This is a genomic window from Pseudomonas sp. NFACC51 (assembly GCF_900103575.1).
In the GTDB taxonomy this organism is placed as follows: Bacteria; Pseudomonadota; Gammaproteobacteria; order Pseudomonadales; family Pseudomonadaceae; genus Aquipseudomonas; species Aquipseudomonas fluorescens_Q.
The window spans coordinates 99,253-114,179 of the sequence record NZ_FMXH01000018.1 but is presented as its reverse complement, the minus strand read 5'-3'; the positions used below and the strand labels follow the sequence as shown (position 1 = coordinate 114,179).

At 59.0% G+C, this 14,927-nt stretch carries 17 protein-coding genes; 7 read left to right on the top strand and 10 right to left on the bottom strand.

Annotated features, from left to right (window positions below):
- Positions 1-33: 33 nt before the first annotated feature.
- Positions 34-957, bottom strand: a complete 924-nt coding sequence (locus tag BLT00_RS27225; RefSeq protein WP_092147390.1) for a LysR family transcriptional regulator — start codon at positions 955-957, stop codon at positions 34-36.
- 125 nt (positions 958-1,082) lie between these two features.
- On the opposite strand from BLT00_RS27225, the gene BLT00_RS27220 reads away from it, so the two are divergent.
- A complete protein-coding gene (locus BLT00_RS27220; protein ID WP_092147387.1) occupies positions 1,083-1,829 on the top strand; it encodes a 3-oxoacyl-ACP reductase family protein in 747 nt (248 codons plus the stop codon).
- A 63-nt stretch (positions 1,830-1,892) separates the two neighbouring features.
- On the opposite strand, the gene BLT00_RS27215 is transcribed toward BLT00_RS27220, so the two are convergent.
- The 6 genes from BLT00_RS27215 to BLT00_RS27190 all read right to left on the bottom strand — a co-directional run bounded on the left by BLT00_RS27215 (position 1,893) and on the right by BLT00_RS27190 (position 7,262).
- A complete protein-coding gene (locus BLT00_RS27215; protein WP_092147384.1) occupies positions 1,893-2,588 on the bottom strand; it encodes an HAD-IA family hydrolase in 696 nt (231 codons plus the stop codon).
- A gap of 256 nt (positions 2,589-2,844) precedes the next feature.
- Positions 2,845-3,228 (bottom strand): hypothetical protein, encoded by a 384-nt coding sequence (locus BLT00_RS27210; RefSeq protein ID WP_092147381.1) that lies wholly within the window; start codon positions 3,226-3,228, stop codon positions 2,845-2,847.
- An 87-nt stretch (positions 3,229-3,315) separates the two neighbouring features.
- Positions 3,316-3,522, bottom strand: a complete 207-nt coding sequence (locus BLT00_RS27205; protein WP_027911463.1) for a hypothetical protein — start codon at positions 3,520-3,522, stop codon at positions 3,316-3,318.
- Positions 3,523-3,945: 423 nt separating this feature from the next.
- Positions 3,946-4,356: a glycine zipper domain-containing protein gene (locus BLT00_RS27200; RefSeq protein ID WP_092147378.1), complete on the bottom strand. Its 411-nt coding sequence runs from the start codon at positions 4,354-4,356 to the stop codon at positions 3,946-3,948.
- Positions 4,357-4,730: 374 nt separating this feature from the next.
- Positions 4,731-4,982: a hypothetical protein gene (locus BLT00_RS27195; RefSeq protein ID WP_256572267.1), complete on the bottom strand. Its 252-nt coding sequence runs from the start codon at positions 4,980-4,982 to the stop codon at positions 4,731-4,733.
- Between the two features lie 90 nt (positions 4,983-5,072).
- Positions 5,073-7,262 (bottom strand): GAF domain-containing hybrid sensor histidine kinase/response regulator, encoded by a 2,190-nt coding sequence (locus BLT00_RS27190; RefSeq protein WP_092147375.1) that lies wholly within the window; start codon positions 7,260-7,262, stop codon positions 5,073-5,075.
- Between the two features lie 400 nt (positions 7,263-7,662).
- On the opposite strand from BLT00_RS27190, the gene BLT00_RS27185 reads away from it, so the two are divergent.
- The gene (locus BLT00_RS27185) at positions 7,663-7,941 is read left to right on the top strand and encodes a short-chain dehydrogenase (protein WP_092147372.1); all 279 of its coding nucleotides are present in this window, start codon (positions 7,663-7,665) and stop codon (positions 7,939-7,941) included.
- An 820-nt stretch (positions 7,942-8,761) separates the two neighbouring features.
- Here BLT00_RS27185 and BLT00_RS27175 read toward each other — a convergent pair.
- Positions 8,762-9,385: a hypothetical protein gene (locus BLT00_RS27175; RefSeq protein ID WP_092147369.1), complete on the bottom strand. Its 624-nt coding sequence runs from the start codon at positions 9,383-9,385 to the stop codon at positions 8,762-8,764.
- 144 nt (positions 9,386-9,529) lie between these two features.
- Between BLT00_RS27175 and BLT00_RS27170 the strand changes: the two genes are divergently transcribed.
- The 4 genes from BLT00_RS27170 to BLT00_RS27155 all read left to right on the top strand — a co-directional run bounded on the left by BLT00_RS27170 (position 9,530) and on the right by BLT00_RS27155 (position 12,537).
- Positions 9,530-10,207 carry a phytanoyl-CoA dioxygenase family protein gene (locus tag BLT00_RS27170; RefSeq protein WP_092147366.1) on the top strand — a complete coding sequence of 226 codons (678 nt, stop codon included), beginning with the start codon at positions 9,530-9,532 and terminating at the stop codon, positions 10,205-10,207.
- 100 nt (positions 10,208-10,307) lie between these two features.
- Positions 10,308-11,363: an alpha/beta hydrolase family protein gene (locus BLT00_RS27165; protein ID WP_092147363.1), complete on the top strand. Its 1,056-nt coding sequence runs from the start codon at positions 10,308-10,310 to the stop codon at positions 11,361-11,363.
- A 63-nt stretch (positions 11,364-11,426) separates the two neighbouring features.
- On the top strand, positions 11,427-11,816 hold the full coding sequence (locus BLT00_RS27160) for a hypothetical protein (RefSeq protein ID WP_072343952.1): 390 nt from the start codon (positions 11,427-11,429) through the stop codon (positions 11,814-11,816).
- 34 nt (positions 11,817-11,850) lie between these two features.
- Entirely contained in the window at positions 11,851-12,537 is a 687-nt protein-coding gene (locus BLT00_RS27155; protein ID WP_092147360.1) for an HD domain-containing protein, read from the top strand.
- A 29-nt stretch (positions 12,538-12,566) separates the two neighbouring features.
- Here BLT00_RS27155 and BLT00_RS27150 read toward each other — a convergent pair whose 3' ends face one another.
- Positions 12,567-12,836 (bottom strand): hypothetical protein, encoded by a 270-nt coding sequence (locus BLT00_RS27150; RefSeq protein WP_139199627.1) that lies wholly within the window; start codon positions 12,834-12,836, stop codon positions 12,567-12,569.
- A 299-nt stretch (positions 12,837-13,135) separates the two neighbouring features.
- Here BLT00_RS27150 and BLT00_RS27145 point away from each other — a divergent pair, with 299 nt between their 5' ends.
- The gene (locus BLT00_RS27145) at positions 13,136-13,798 is read left to right on the top strand and encodes a hypothetical protein (RefSeq protein WP_092147357.1); all 663 of its coding nucleotides are present in this window, start codon (positions 13,136-13,138) and stop codon (positions 13,796-13,798) included.
- 548 nt (positions 13,799-14,346) lie between these two features.
- On the opposite strand, the gene BLT00_RS27140 is transcribed toward BLT00_RS27145, so the two are convergent.
- Complete coding sequence (locus tag BLT00_RS27140) at positions 14,347-14,799, bottom strand: hypothetical protein (RefSeq protein ID WP_092147354.1); 453 nt, start codon at positions 14,797-14,799, stop codon at positions 14,347-14,349.
- Between the last annotated feature and the right edge of the window lie 128 nt (positions 14,800-14,927).

Here is a 14,927-nt window from a genome sequence, read left to right as displayed (position 1 = left end):
ACCGAAGTGTCCCGAGTCGGTCTGGTGCCCCGCTCAAACCGCACTAAACCGCCGCGCCAACCCCTGCTCGGCAAACTGCTCGATGATGAAATCCACGAACGCCCGGGTCTTGCCTGGCAACAGCTTGTGTTCGGCGTAGTAGATGGAGATGTTGCCGTCGTCGACGTACCAGTCCGGCAGCACCCGCTGCAGTGCCCCGCTTTCCAGGAAGGGAACGGCGATCGGCATGCTCACCAGGCCGATGCCAAGCCCTTGGGTGGCCGCCGCGCAATCGGCTTCCGAATCGCTCATGGTCATGCGCGTCTTGAGCGTCAGCGGGCTGTGTTCCCGATTACGGCTGGTCAGTTGCCAGGAACGCACGCGCCCGGTTTGTGGTGAACGAATCAGGATGCCTTGATGCTGTGACAAATCTTCCGGTTCTGTCACCGCGGCATGGGTTTGCAGGTAGTCGGTTGACGCAACCAGCACCCGATGAGCCACCGTCAACTTGCGCGCCACCACGCCCTGGGGCAGCTCGAAACCACCGCCGATGGCGGCATCGAACCCCTGGCCGATCAGGTCTACCTGGCGGTTATCGAAATGCCAGTCCGGGTTGATCGCCGGATAACGTCGCAGAAATTCCCCCAGCAGCGGCACGACATACAATCGACCGAACGCCGTGCCCATGCTCACCTTCAGCGTTCCCGTCGGTTGCCCACCGGCGCTGGCCAGGTTGGCGACGGCGTTCTGGATGGTGTTGAAGCTGCTGCCGACTTCCCTCAGAAACAACTGGCCGGCTTCGGTCAGCCTCAGGCTGCGGGTGCTGCGCTGAAACAGGCGTACGCCCATTCGCGCCTCCAGCTTGGCGACGCTTTTACCCACCGCGGCCGGGGTCACGCTCAGACGTCGCGCCGCCTCGGCAAAGCTGCCGACTTCGGCGCTGCGCACAAAGCATTCGATACTGTTGAAGGTCTCCATGAGCCTCACTCTAAACTTTTGGTTTAGACAGACTATAGCAATGGCGGTCTACACAGCCCACGGCACCTTCTTGATACTCGCTCCATCACCGCGGCACCTCGCCCCGGCACTTTTTGGAGAACATCATGAATACCCAAGCACTGAACGGTAAAGTCGCCTTGATCCAGGGCGGTTCTCGCGGCATCGGCGCCGCCATCGTCAAACGCCTTGCCGCGGAAGGCGCCGCCGTGGCCTTCACCTACGTCAGCTCTGGCGCAAAATCAGAAGAACTGCAGAACAGCATCATCGCAGCGGGCGGCAAGGCCTTGGCAATCAAGGCGGACAGCGCCGACGCCGACGCCGTTCGTAACGCCGTCGCCGCCACCGTCGAAGCTTTTGGACGGCTGGATATCCTGGTCAATAACGCGGGTGTGCTGGCCATGGGGCCACTGGATGAATTCAAACTCGAAGATTTCGACCAGACCCTGGCCGTCAACGTGCGCAGCGTGTTTGTCGCCACCCAGGCGGCAGCGCGGCACATGGGCGAAGGTGGCCGTGTCATCAACATCGGCAGCACCAACGCCGACCGCATGCCCTTCGCTGGCGGCGGGCCTTACGCCATGAGCAAAGCCGCGCTGGTGGGCCTGACCAAAGGCCTGGCCCGTGACCTCGGCCCACGCGGCATCACCGTCAACAACGTGCAGCCCGGCCCGGTGGACACTGACATGAACCCGGCCGACAGCGACTTCGCCTCCAGCCTGCTGTCGCTGATGGCTGTCGGGCGCTACGGCAACGTCGATGAAATCGCCAGCTTCGTCGCCTACCTGGCAGGGCCGGAAGCCGGTTATATCACCGGTGCCAGCCTGACTATCGACGGTGGTTTCGGCGCCTGATCCGAGCCGATCATTGTGGCGAGGGAGCTTGCTCCCGTTGGGCTGCGCAGCAGCCCTTCGCTGTCAGGCCCACTCTAACTCCGGCAGACCGCAAAGGCTGGGCTGGAACATTTTCAAGGAGCGGATGATCCCATCGGCGTGGGCGTATTTTTCATCCGCCATGGCCGAATCCGGAATGGCAATGGCGGTCATGCCGGCGGCTTTCGCGGCGGTTACGCCGAACGGCGAATCCTCGAACACCAGGCAATCGCGCGGATCGACACCCAGGCGCCGGGCAGCGGTGAGGAAGATATCCGGCGCGGGTTTCGCCGCGCCGACCTCGGGGTCGTCCGCCGTCACGATGAAGTCGAACAGCGCGAACCAGTCCCGGTGCAAGGTGGTTTTCAGTGCGAACGTAGGGCTCGACGAACTGGTGCCCACCGCAATCGGAACGTTGTGGGCTTTCAAATGCCGCACCAGCTCCTCCGCACCGGGCATCCCCAGGGCGTGAGGAAAGCGCTCGCGCATCAAGGGCTCGCGGATGACCAGGAACTCTTCGGGGGTGATCGGCAACTCCAGCGCCTGGACGACGTAATTGGCCAGGTCCGTGGCCCCGCGGCCGATGATGTTCTGCTTGACGCTCCAATCGAACGTGCGCCCGTAGCGCTCGGCGATGATGGACGTGACCTCGGTGTAGATCCCCTCGGTGTCCAGCAACAGCCCATCCATGTCGAAAATCACAGCTTTGATCGGGCCAAACTCTTTCAGCGGTGTATTCATCGCATCTGATCCGTTATCAACACAACATTCCAGGGATGGCTCAGGTGCGGCCAGGGCAGCGTGTTCGCCTTAAAGGATTCAGCAGGATAACGAAGGGGGCTTGGAACCGGCAATGGGAAATCCATGGATGGGGTTCGTGGCGAGGGAGCTTGCTCCCGCTCGGGTGCGCAGCAACCGTAGGATCGTGGGGGCTGCTTCGCAACCCAGCGGGAGCAAGCTCCCTCGCCACAGAAAGCGGATGGGTGTGAAGGGATGGTTATTGTCCCGAGCTGCCGGAGCCGCCCGACCCCGAGCTGCTGCCGCCCGAGCTGCCACCGCTGTCGCTGGTACCGGTTCCTCCGTTGGTCCCACCGCCGGCGTCGGCACCGCCCATCGTGCTGCCTCCACTCATCGAACCGCTACCCGTACCGGGGCTGGTGCTGCTGCCGTTGGCATCGCCGCCGTTCCCGCCGCTCACGGAGCCCGGGGGCAAGGCGTTACCGTTGGCACCGGAATTGGAGCCGGCCTCCATTTCTGAGGAAGGTGGCATCCCGCCCTTGTCCACGGGGGGCGTGCCGCCCGAAGATTCTGCCAAGGCAGCCAGTGAACTGAGCGAAAGAATCCCGGCGAGTGTCAGCGCTGTCATGTTGGACTTCATCATGGTGAGTCTCCTTTTCAAGATCCTTACCTGATGTGTGGCACGCGTGGCGGGACGATGGTGCCACTGAATCGACAGACGGGCCCGCGATCAGCTCGGCTTGCCGGAGGCATCGTCACCGGCGATGTCCGGGTCATCCGGGGTCGCTTCGACATCCTCATCGTCGCTGGGTACCTGCTCGACGCCCGCATCGTCATCGGGCGGACGTTGGTCGCGACTCAGGGAGTTGGTGGGCGAAGGCAGCGGGTATTCCGGGGTTTCATCCTCCTCGATCAAGGGAACCTGAGCGTCATCCATCAGGGACCCGGGGTCTTCATTGCCCGGGTCATTGACGACAGGCGTGCCCGAGGAGTCTTGTTCTTCCTGGCCTTGCGTTTGCGGCGTCATGGTACACCTCGCAATTGTTGATGGATGTATGTGTTCGAAGCGGGGGGATGGCAATCGTTCCGGAGATTTTGATTTGCCGTTTTTTTGGGGGGGGCAGGTTGGAGTGTATATCCGTTTTTGTGGTAACGGCCGCTTATGGTTCCGCCGTTACGGCGGCTCGCTGGAAAGTGTCAACCATGTCCCCGCACACCCGTCAACCATGTGTCCGGTCCGTACACTTTCAACCAAAAGAAGCCCAAAAAAAAGGCGCTTCCCATTTCTGAAAGAAGCGCCGTTTTTTCCAGATGAACAGCGTCACGGCACAAGGCCACGTCTCTTCATCCAAGCATCCGCTTAACGATGCTTTTTCTTGTGCTTGTACTTCTTGCCACTGGAATGACGGTCGTTGTCATTGGACAGGTTACTACCCAACGCGCCGCCCGCCGCGCCGCCGATGCCTGCACCGATGGTGGAGCCGGTGGAGCCGCCCAGGCGGTTACCGACAACCGAACCACCGGCCGACCCCAAGCCACCGCCAATGGCCGCTTCGGTGCGGCTGCCCTTGCGAGCGCCCACCGCACTGCCGGCTGCGCCGCCAACGCCCGCGCCAATCGCGGCGCCGGTGCTGCCGCCCATCTGCTGGCCGACCACGTTGCCCAATACACCGCCCAGACCACCGCCGACCGCGGCGGTACCGTCGCCGGCAGCCATCGCGCCCTGGGCAACCACCAACCCCAGTACCAAGGTGGACAAAGTCAAACGCATGATAGAAACCTCAAAAATGCCGCATCGGGGAGAAATGGCCGGTGCGCGCGGGCGCGAGTTTACGCCAGACAGCGTCAGCCATGACGGTTGGACAACGAAACGGCGGTTTATTTTATGACAGGCAAAAAAAAGCCCGCTGGGGAAACGGGCAGGTACTGCTTTCTAACGGATGAGCTGAGAGTACGTACTTGCTTGTGAAAGAAACGTGAAAGAAATCGCCCGTTGAGAAAAGATGAAAAATATCTGCGTAGTGACCCCAGAAGCGGAACGCGGAGCGTCCCTGGCGACGTTCCCACCCAGGAGGGTAAAAACTGTCAAAAAAAAGGGCTGCTATGCAGCCCGGCGGGAGCAAGCTCCCCTACCATGATCCGCCGTCACTTTCTGACCGGGACCCTGGGCAAGAACTTGGCCTTCTCCCCTCGCTGCACTTTGGCCACCTTTGTCCTGATGGACTTGATCGGCTCGTCACCGAAGTCTGCATGATAGGCCGACTGGCCACACTGCAACCCTTCATTGATCGGATACGCGGCAGTGTTCTCCTCGCTGTACGGTGCTCCCATTGCCTTTCCCCTTTCATCGAGGCCCATACCGGCAACAACCGATTGCCTGAAAATATCGACCTTCACGACAATGAGACTAGTCGGTCATCAACAGACTGTTGATTCAACAAAGCCCTTGGCCGACGAATGGAACTCACTGTTTCAATAAGGAAACACTCATTCAGCCCCCAGTATCGTCCTGTTTAAAACCCGGGAAACCTGATCGGCCGAATAGGGTTTGGACAAGAATTCAAAGCCCTCATGGCCGCTGTGGGCCAACTCTTCGCTGTAACCAGAAGTCAGCACCACCGGCAAATCCGGGCGCCGCTGGCGCAGTTCCCTGGCCAGGGCAATGCCGCTGATCCCCGGCATCATTACGTCAGAAAATATCGCGTCGAATGCCATCGCATCCGGGCCGACCATTTCCAGCGCTTCTTCGGCGTTGGTCGCCCAGGCGGTCTCGTAGCCCAGGTCCTGAAGGATCTGGTTGGCAAAACGCCCCACCTCCAGGTTGTCTTCCACGATCAACACCCGACGCTTGCCCTTTTCCGGCAGCAGATGCGTGTGTTCTTCCCGGACAGGCTCATGGCTTTTTTCGGGCGCTACTTCCGGCAGGTACAAGGTGAACACCGTGCCCTCACCCACCACGGTCGAGACATCGACGTTGCCACCGGATTGCTTGGCAAAGCCAAACACCTGGGACAAGCCCAGCCCCGTGCCCTTGCCCACCTCCTTGGTAGTGAAGAAGGGTTCGAAGATGTGCTCGAGCACTGGCGAGTCAATGCCGGTACCCGTGTCCGCCAGGGCAATGGCAGCAAAGGATTGCCCGGCCCCGGCATGACCACGGATCGGCGGCATGCCACCGCCGCAACTGAGCCGAAGCCACAACGTGCCCTGGCCATTCATGGCATCCCGGGCATTGAGGGCTATGTTGATCAGCGCGGTCTCGAACTGGCTCAGATCCGCCCGGATGTAACAGGGCCGATCGCACAACTCGACGTGGACCTGGATCCGCGCCCCGGTGACGGTTTGCAGCATGTCCCCCAGGCTCTGTACTTGCTTGCCCACATCGATGACTTGCGGCTTCAACGGCTGGCGCCTGGCAAACGCGAGCAACTGGCTGGTCAACTTGGAGGCGCGCTCCACGGTTTCGGACACCGCCGTCATGTAGCGTTGCCGACGCTCCTCGGACAGGCTGGGTTTGCGCAGGAAGTCGACCGAAGAGCGAATGATGGTCAGCAGGTTGTTGAAGTCATGGGCCACGCCGCCGGTAAGCTGGCCGATGGCTTCGAGCTTTTGCGATTGGCGCAGCGCCGCTTCGGTCTGTTTCAAGCGCGTGGTGCGCTCCTCGACGCGTTCTTCCAGCGTCGCATTCAATTCGGCCAGGGCCGCCAGGCCTTCACGCACGGCAGCGTCGGCACGGGCGCGCTCGATGTGGGCCCAGGATCGCTCGGTGACTTCCATCAGCAGCGCCAGGTCGTTGGATGACCAGACCCGCGGCGTTTTATCGTGGATCGCCATCAACGCGGTCAATCGGCCGCCCTTGATCAACGGCACGCAGATGGTGGCCGCGATGCCAATGGCCTGGAACGTCGCCGCTTCCTCCGGCGCCAGTTCCTTGAGGTTATCGTTGATCACCAGCGGCTTGCCGGCCCGCAGGTTAGTGACCGCCAGTCGGCCAAAATCAGCCAGTCGATAATGCCCAAGGATATGGGGCGAACCCACCCTGGCCCAATCACCACGAATGGTGAAGCCGTCTTCGTCCTCATCCATGTCTGCGTAAGCACAATTGGACAGGTTCAGGTGCGCCGCCAGGATCCGTGTGGTGGCTGCCATGATGCTCTGCGGGTCGGTGGCATTCGCGACGGCATTGCCAATGGCATCGAGCACCGCCAGCCGCTGGGTCATGAACACCGTGGAAGTGGTCTCGGTAACCGTATCCAGCATGCCCACGACCTTGCCGAACTGGTCACGGATGGGGCTGTAGCAGAACGTGAAATAAGCCTGCTCTGGACCGCCGCCGCGCTCGATGACCAGGGGGAAGTTCTCTATAAAGGTCGCTTGCCCATCGAAGGCCGCGCGCACGATCGGCCCGATATCGCTCCAGACCTCCCGCCACACCTCATCGAACCGCCGCCCCAGCGCCTCGGGCTTGCTGCCGAGGATCGGCAGGAACGCGTCGTTGTACAACGTGATCAGGTCCGGCCCCCACACGATGGCCTGGGGAAAATGCGAGGCAAGGCTCAGGGCCACGGTGGTCTTCAGTACATCAGGCCACTGCGAAGGCGGCCCGAGCGGCGTGTCCCCCCAAGGATGGCGCCGAACCCGTTCAGCCATTTCTCCAGAGCTCTGAAGCCAATCTGTCATTGCGTTCGATCCTTCTGAGACGCCAATACCAACGAGGGGGAAACGCTTATGACCCCAAGCAGGGCCGTATTATCCCGCGCCGGATGGGAATGCGCGATTGGATTGTGGGAGGCGTCGGGGGGCAAATGGGGGATGAAGGGCGGAAATTGAAGGTTAGGCTACAGAAATGTCTTACACATCGGAGGGAATGAGCTTGATGTAGGTAACGAGACTACAGGGTTGTAAGACGTACAGCTCAGATGCTTACGACGATGGCAACGTCCTACATATGATTGGGAATCTCCTTCGCTATCAATCCCTTGCGTATTTTTTGCGGCGGCGACTATAGTCTTCGAGTCGCCCAAATGGTGGCCGGGTTTGGCGACCCGCAGTGGGCAAAACTATCCAGTGGAGCTTACTTATGAATCAATACACGGGCCTTACCAGCAACGCCGACGACCAGCCTCTCTACGTCGATACCACCGCCCCGCTACACATCCTGCTCGACTCAGCCGCCTACCGAATCCGTGCCGCCACACAATTCCTGGAGAACCTGGCGATGCGTGATGAATTGACCATCGATCCCGCAACCCTTCAGGACCTCGCACAACTATGCTGCATCCCACTGCGGGATGGGTGCGACGTGATGGATGTGATTGCCCGAAGATTGGATGCGGCACCGGCAGGTACCACGCTATAAGCCTGCCCGCCGACAACCTGTGGCGAGGGAGCTTGCTCCCGCTGGGCTGCGCAGCAGCCCCAAAGACTTTGGCGCGGCGAACCAGGCAAATCACACCAGCCGGTTTCAGGACTGCTGCGCAGTCCAGCGGGAGCAAGCTCCCTCGCCACGGGGTTTTGTACGGCGTGATTGATGGTGGGCTATTCGGATTGGTCGGCGTCGGGCGGACCTCTTCATTGGCAACACGGACTTTTCAATGCTGAACCTCATTACACCGCCAACACCAAAGCTGTGAACACACAACTGTGGCGAGGGAGCAAGCTCCCTCGCCACGGGGTTTTGTACGGCGTGATTGATGGTGGGCTATTCGGATTGGTCAGCGTCGGGCAGACCTCTTCATTGGCAACGCGGACTTTTTAATGCTAAACCTCATGACACCGCCAGCACCAAAGCTGTGAACACACAACTGTGGCGAGGGAGCTTGCTCCCGCTGGGCTGCGCAGCAGCCCCAAAGACTTTGGCGCAGCGAACCAGGCAAATCGCATCAGCCGGTTTCAGGACTGCTGCGCAGTCCAGCGGGAGCAAGCTCCCTCGCCACGGGGTTTTGTACGGCGTGATTGATGGTGGGCTATTCGGATTGGTCAGCGTCGGGCAGACCTCTTCATTGGCAACGCGGACTTTTTAATGCTGAACCTCATGACACCGCCAGCACCAAAGCTGTGAACACACAACTGTGGCGAGGGAGCTTGCTCCCGCTGGGCTGCGCAGCGGCCCCTTTTGTAAGCGCTGCGCACTCAAGCGGGAGCAAGCTCCCTGGCCACCGGTGCATCGTCGACCTGAACTACTCGACAATCCCGTTATAAACAACAGTCACAGCGCCCTCCTTCTTGACCATGAGCTTGTTCCCTTGCGCCATGGCCTCGACCAACTCAGAACACCCGTCCACTTCACGCTTGCCATCAACGCGCTCGGCCTGGGTGTCGAAACTGAATACATAGGTCGACGCCGGGCAAGCATTGCCACCCTCCCCCGTGGAAACCACCAGCACATACTTGTTCGGACCAAACGTATAAGCCTTTTCAATCGTCACATAACCGGTGTACTCGGCCTGCTCGACAATGGATTCCATGACGTTCATCACACCCGCTCGCGATTGATAATTCAGCGCAGTTGCCATCGCCTCAGTCTGCGTCGTGAAAGGTCCGGCACGCTCGGTATTGACGGGCAGCGGTTGATAGGCAACACCCGGAGGCGCGGGTGGTGCGGCTTGAGTCTTGGCGGTGGTTTTTGCAACAGGGCTTCGCTGGAGCTGAGGGCTGTCGCATTGGCCGTTTTTGCAGATGAAATCGCCCTGACAATCGATATCTTCCGAACACTGGTTCGTTTCTTCGAAGGTGCTCTGGTCGGCCTTGGCGTAGCCGATGACGGCCAGTGTCAGGAGGGTGCAGGCGAACAAACGCTTCATCAGTGAAGTCCTTTTCTTGGATGGTGGCTGGATGATAACTGCAAACCTACCGGGATTGTCTCTGGTCGCCGTCCTTTACCAATGTCGGGTGGTCCCACTTTGGTTTACAGACTAGCCTTCCAAATGCCCGCCCAAGGACGAACCATGGCTGACCACAAACAACTCCACCAAGACGGCTACGCCCTGCTCCGTCAAGCAATCCCGAACGAGTGGCTGGCCGACCTTCGTGCCGTGTTCGATGCAGGCGTGCGACCGTCGGACCAATGGCCAGTGCCCCGCGGCATGGACTGGCGCTATTCGATGCTGGACGATGATTCAAAGATTCAGGCCGTGTGTCGCCTACCCCAGCTACTGGCTGTGGCAGGTGAGTTGATCGGCGAGCGGTTCTTCCTCTCCCAAGTGGAAGGCCGCGAGCCCCTGGCGGGTAACGGTCACCAACAACTGCACCGCGACTTGTCAGCCCAACGGCCAGGCGACATCGCCATCGCCCTGGCTTTCTTCGACGATTACGGCCCCGAAAACGGCGCGACACGGATCGTCCCCGGCAGCCACCGCCCCGAGCCGGATGCCCCGCCCTTCAACTTCAATGACGAGTCAGGCGCCATACAGCTTTCAGGCTCTGCCGGTGACATCCTGGTGTTCGATGTCGATCTGGTGCATGCGGGCAGCCTGAACGTGATCGGCGCACGCCGTCGTTCCATTCTGATCAGCTATTTCTCGGAGTCGCTCTACGCGTCACACTTGGAAACCGTGGCGCTACGCAATATTCGTATGGACACCAGCGACCGATTCGCACCGTCGGGGTTTGCTTTCGGGGACTAGTTTCTCGGGTTGATGAAAATCATGCTCAGCGGTTCGAATCTGAGCTTTAATGCCCGTGCTTATCGCCCCCCCAATTCGTCTAATCAAGGAAGAAACGACATTGAAAACAGCTTTCGGCGCCCTGTTGTTGGCTTGCCTGACGACCACTGCATTTGCTAGCGAAAACCCCATCGGTTTCCAATCTTCCACCCTGTCGGATCCGCACAATGGCCGCGCATTGGAGATGGTCGTCTGGTACCCCAGCGCAACGACCGAAACCGCGCAACTGATCGCCGATAACGCGGTATTTGTCGGCGCGTCTGCCGTGCGTAACGCGCCGCCAACGGCCGGCGAACATCCATTGGTGGTGCTCTCTCACGGATACAGGGGTAACTGGAGCAACCAGATCTGGCTGGCCAGTGCGTTGGCCCAGAAGGGTTACATCGTCGCCGCCGTCAACCACCCCGGCAGCACCACCCATGACCGCAGCCCCCAAGCGGCGGCGCAGTTATGGCTGCGGCCCGTTGATCTGCGTCGAGCCATCGATGCGGTCACGACCCAGCCTGAAAAATTTGGCCGGGTGGCCAATGGTCGAATTGCAGCCGTGGGCCATTCACTCGGCGGCTGGACGGCCCTGGAGATTGCCGGCGCTCGCTTCGACCCAGAGCGCTTCGCCCAAGACTGTAAGACCCACCCGCAGCTAGCCAGCTGCACCGTTTACGAACAGATGAATCCCGCAGGCACCGCTGAATCAAAGGCCGAACTGTCCGCCGCTTGGCGCGATAAACGCGTCACTGCGGTGGTGACATTGGACCTCGGCCTTTCACGGGGCCTGACCGATAAAAGCTTGGCCGCGCTGCCTGTCCCCGCTCTGGTGATCGCTGCCGGGGTACCGTCGCAAGAACTTCCCGCAGAGTTGGAATCTGCCAACCTGGCCAAGCGCCTGCCCCCAGCGTCTAGCCGTTACATCGAAATCAGCGATGCGAGCCATTTCAGCTTCATGTCGATGTGTAAACCCGGGGCGGAGGAAATGCTTGAGGAGGAAGTGCCGGGGGATGGGATCATTTGTCGGGATGGTGATGGCGGTCGTGCTCGGGAGGTGATTCAGCAGCAGGTCGCATCGCTGATAGCGGAGTTTCTGGCGCAATCACCTGCAGACAAAAAAGGCAGTTTGTAACCGATCACCTGCGCAGTGTTCGAACTATCCTTTACGCCTCCACCCCAAACGGAATTCGCCAAGATGTACCTGCGTTCAAGCGTGTTGTGCCTGTGCCTTTTCAGCAGCCTGAGCCAGGCCGCTGTCAACTGTTCTGCCCTGGCGGAAAAGATCTCCGGAACGGTGCCTGAGTTTCATCCGTCAGTGCAAGGCAAGGTCATTGGCACTGGGCGCCTGCATTTCCACGAAGCGCCAGATGAAGCCTGTGCCAATAAGAAGATTTTCGTAATACCCGGCGACTCTCTCACCGTTTACTCCAGCCTTGAAGACGAATCATGGCTGGAAGTGAACTTCATCGCCAAGAGCGGCGACGACTATACCGGTTGGGTAAAGGCTGATCGGGTCGAGATTGGCGCACCTTACGGAGCGCCACCGGAAGATGTCGAAGATGAACCGGCGGGTGATGCCCAATAAATACCTTTTTCATTTTTGAAGCGCAGGAGAAACGATGACGGGTTCGCCAGAAGAGAACGGTCTATTCACGGCCAGCACACACGGCGACCTAGACGCGGCTGATGTCACGGGTTTCGACGCCTGGGCTCGCGTCTGGGCGGAGCTTGGCGTCGTACGCGTGTCACGCGAGACATACGAAGAACTCATTCGACACTACTGCGAACCGCACCGCGCCTACCACAACCTCCAGCATCTGAAGGAATGCCTTCAAGTGCGCCGATTCATCAACGCGACCTGCCAGGCCCCCGCCGAAATCGACCTCGCACTGTGGTTCCATGACGCGATCTACGACCCCCTTCGCAGCGACAACGAACTGCGCAGTGCGCAATGGTTGGACCACGTGGCACGTGATAGTGGCCTGGGCGATGAAACGCGACACAGGCTTTACAACCTGATCATGGTGACGCGACACGACGGCGCCCCGGCATCGGCAGACGAAGCAGTGTTGGTGGACACGGACCTGGCGATCCTTGGAGCGTCGTTCGAACGGTTCGAGGAATACGACCAACAAATTCGCCGCGAGTACCAGTTTGTGCCCCTGCCGGTGTACCGCCAAAAACGGCGCCAGGTCCTTGAAGGCTTCCTGGCGCGCGGGCGCCTCTATACGACCGCAGCGTACTTCGACGCATTCGAGCAACAGGCACGCGCAAATCTTGCACGCGCCATCGACCGTCTCGACTGAGGACTGGATTCAAGCGGCGAAGGGATGACTTACTCCCCTGACTGCACTCGCTTCATGGCTTCGAGAAGCTGGCCCTCAAAGTACTCGCTCCCATCTCGTTCCTGCTCTTTTATGCGGCGCTTTGCTTCTATAAGCATCTGCGTGACAGCGATGCCCTGATTCAAAAAAGTGGCAACCATCAGGTCGGTCAAATTTGCTAAAGGGGTATCCCAGACCGCCCTGCAACGCTGCATCAGACCTGTAGGTGAATCCCCACACCACGGACCCAAAAAATTTGAGATTGTAAGATTCGAACTCATGAACCGACCTCTGATAGAAATCGAAGGGTGGGTCATTTCGCATGACCAGAAAATAGCTAAAAAACGAGATCGGATGACTACTTTTGGCCGATTGCGAGCCTTCGCGATAGGCAGCATATGGCCAGAAGCGGTCAGTGGATTTAGGGTGCTTGCACCTCTAGCTGTAGCTTTGTAGGATCCTGCGAGCGCACCGACAATGGCGGTTCACATGGACAGCACGTCAAGTTTGGAAATCGAGGGCGTTGATTTAAATTCCAGACTTCGATTGCGCTGCGATCAGATATGGAGATTCTTCTACTTTGAATTATGGACAAGCTGTAGCAGTCGTCGAAGCCTTTCAAAATCTTGCACACAGAATTGACATTGAATTTCCAGAACGCCTCGCAGCACTCATGGGAATTGCGCATACCCCCCCTTCAAAGGCTGCACTGAGTAGCCTTGTAGATTTTCACTGGCTCGATGCCGAAGAAGCAGAACGAGAAATCAATGAGTGGCTTAACCCTGATGACCAGCAAGGTCGAACCTTTCTTCCCTTTGCGGCTACAGGCGGCGGTGAGCCTTACTGCCTGGTTCGATTGGAAAACGGGACTTCGGGGATTGCTCAGGTACTTCATTTTGCTCAGCCATCCCCACTTACCCATGCCGATATCTCGTCGTTCGTGACAAGGGAATACGTGCGCGTCGCTACGGACTTATCTTGGCTACCGCCTCAAATGGACTTCAGTATCGCACTGAAAAGTGAAGTGGCATTGATCGAAACGGCTTTGCTGCCCGCAGACTATGCGCTTCTTCAGGCCCTGTTTAGTCGACAGTGTGTCGCCATAAATTACCAGGCTGGCCCTCGAGGCATCTCGAAAATTGTCAAAGCCTTCATCTCTCAAGAAGAAGAGGAATCGTTAGCCGCCCGACTACGCCATCCGAACCCAACCGAGTTCGAAGCTCTTCGTGCTTGGATGCGGTGAATGTGTGTCCACTAGGAACCGAGCCGGCTAACACTCGCAACTTGCCAATATCCGCTTTGGGTTGTTGCTCGTCCCAATAGACAGCAATCGGCCATCAGCGGCCTTGGGCTGAAGTCGTAGACGACGGTGGTTGTCTCGCGGAGTACAGCCCCTACGATTGGCACCGGCAGAACAGCAAAAACCGGCGCACCCCCTTGCCCCCCTGCTACGTGTGTCCAACGGTGTGTGGTACTGAGCGAAGGCGGGGCGAAACGGCATATGCTGTTGGTACCGGTCTTGAAGCGCTAGGTCTCACAGTTGATCTGCCGCCTGACGGGCGAAGCCCCCCGTTCGCCGTGACTGCGAACGGTTGCTCAACCGGCTGAGCCCCCGCAATTCTCTGCCGATCAGCATTTACCTGATCGAGCATCAGGACCCGCGACTGGCCTATTGCAAAGAGGCGGCGCAGATCACTTGCCTTGCGCTACTCAATCAAGTGAACCGAAGTTCCGGTGCTGGTGCACGTTCGTTGGCTGCGTGTTTCAGGCTCCAATCCTCAGTCATCACGTTTACCTGACCAACACTTTATCAATTTCCTCAGCCAGGGACCTGGGTATGGGCGTATCGGCGTACACTCGAGCCATCTCCATTGGATCGATCATTGGCGTGGTCACCCCGTCGAGGGAAAAACCGCCGACCACATAACGTGCGAAGGTCGGCGACGCCGGGTCTTCGTCGATCTGCCAATACCCGTCATACTGTGTCGCCAGGTACTCGCCGATGTAGTAACCGATACGAGTAATGAACCATACACGGTTGGCCTGGCTAATCACTGCACTTCGAAAACCGCTGTCCAATTGAGCCAAAAAACTCCAAGGAGTGTTCAAGACCTCGTGAGGTTGTTCAAACCCCAAGCTGCTGCAGAAATCATGGAGCACCGGCAGGCGCTCGGACGTGAATGCTGCGAAACCAGCCTTGCGACGCGCCAGCAATTGCTCGTCTACCCCTTCAAAATTATCCATGCAGCCCTCATCAACCAACTATGAATAAGCACATCAATTTTATTTTACTCCAGCCTCCTTGATTACTCTTGAGATGGCGAAGCTTCCAAAATATCCATCGTGGCTCATAACCTTTGAGCCACCCCGGT

What these genes read in the sequence shown, in the direction of transcription:
- BLT00_RS27225 (WP_092147390.1), bottom strand. Translation starts at nt 957, where the DNA reads ATGGAGACCTTCAACAGTATCGAATGCTTTGTGCGCAGCGCCGAAGTC.
- BLT00_RS27150 (WP_139199627.1), bottom strand. Translation starts at nt 12,836, where the DNA reads ATGAGTTCGAATCTTACAATCTCAAATTTTTTGGGTCCGTGGTGTGGG.
- BLT00_RS27175 (WP_092147369.1), bottom strand. Translation starts at nt 9,385, where the DNA reads ATGAAGCGTTTGTTCGCCTGCACCCTCCTGACACTGGCCGTCATCGGC.
- BLT00_RS27210 (WP_092147381.1), bottom strand. Translation starts at nt 3,228, where the DNA reads ATGATGAAGTCCAACATGACAGCGCTGACACTCGCCGGGATTCTTTCG.
- BLT00_RS27215 (WP_092147384.1), bottom strand. Translation starts at nt 2,588, where the DNA reads ATGAATACACCGCTGAAAGAGTTTGGCCCGATCAAAGCTGTGATTTTC.
- BLT00_RS27190 (WP_092147375.1), bottom strand. Translation starts at nt 7,262, where the DNA reads ATGACAGATTGGCTTCAGAGCTCTGGAGAAATGGCTGAACGGGTTCGG.
- BLT00_RS27155 (WP_092147360.1), top strand. Translation starts at nt 11,851, where the DNA reads ATGACGGGTTCGCCAGAAGAGAACGGTCTATTCACGGCCAGCACACAC.
- BLT00_RS27160 (WP_072343952.1), top strand. Translation starts at nt 11,427, where the DNA reads ATGTACCTGCGTTCAAGCGTGTTGTGCCTGTGCCTTTTCAGCAGCCTG.
- BLT00_RS27200 (WP_092147378.1), bottom strand. Translation starts at nt 4,356, where the DNA reads ATGCGTTTGACTTTGTCCACCTTGGTACTGGGGTTGGTGGTTGCCCAG.
- BLT00_RS27220 (WP_092147387.1), top strand. Translation starts at nt 1,083, where the DNA reads ATGAATACCCAAGCACTGAACGGTAAAGTCGCCTTGATCCAGGGCGGT.
- BLT00_RS27170 (WP_092147366.1), top strand. Translation starts at nt 9,530, where the DNA reads ATGGCTGACCACAAACAACTCCACCAAGACGGCTACGCCCTGCTCCGT.
- BLT00_RS27140 (WP_092147354.1), bottom strand. Translation starts at nt 14,799, where the DNA reads ATGGATAATTTTGAAGGGGTAGACGAGCAATTGCTGGCGCGTCGCAAG.
- BLT00_RS27205 (WP_027911463.1), bottom strand. Translation starts at nt 3,522, where the DNA reads ATGGATGACGCTCAGGTTCCCTTGATCGAGGAGGATGAAACCCCGGAA.
- BLT00_RS27185 (WP_092147372.1), top strand. Translation starts at nt 7,663, where the DNA reads ATGAATCAATACACGGGCCTTACCAGCAACGCCGACGACCAGCCTCTC.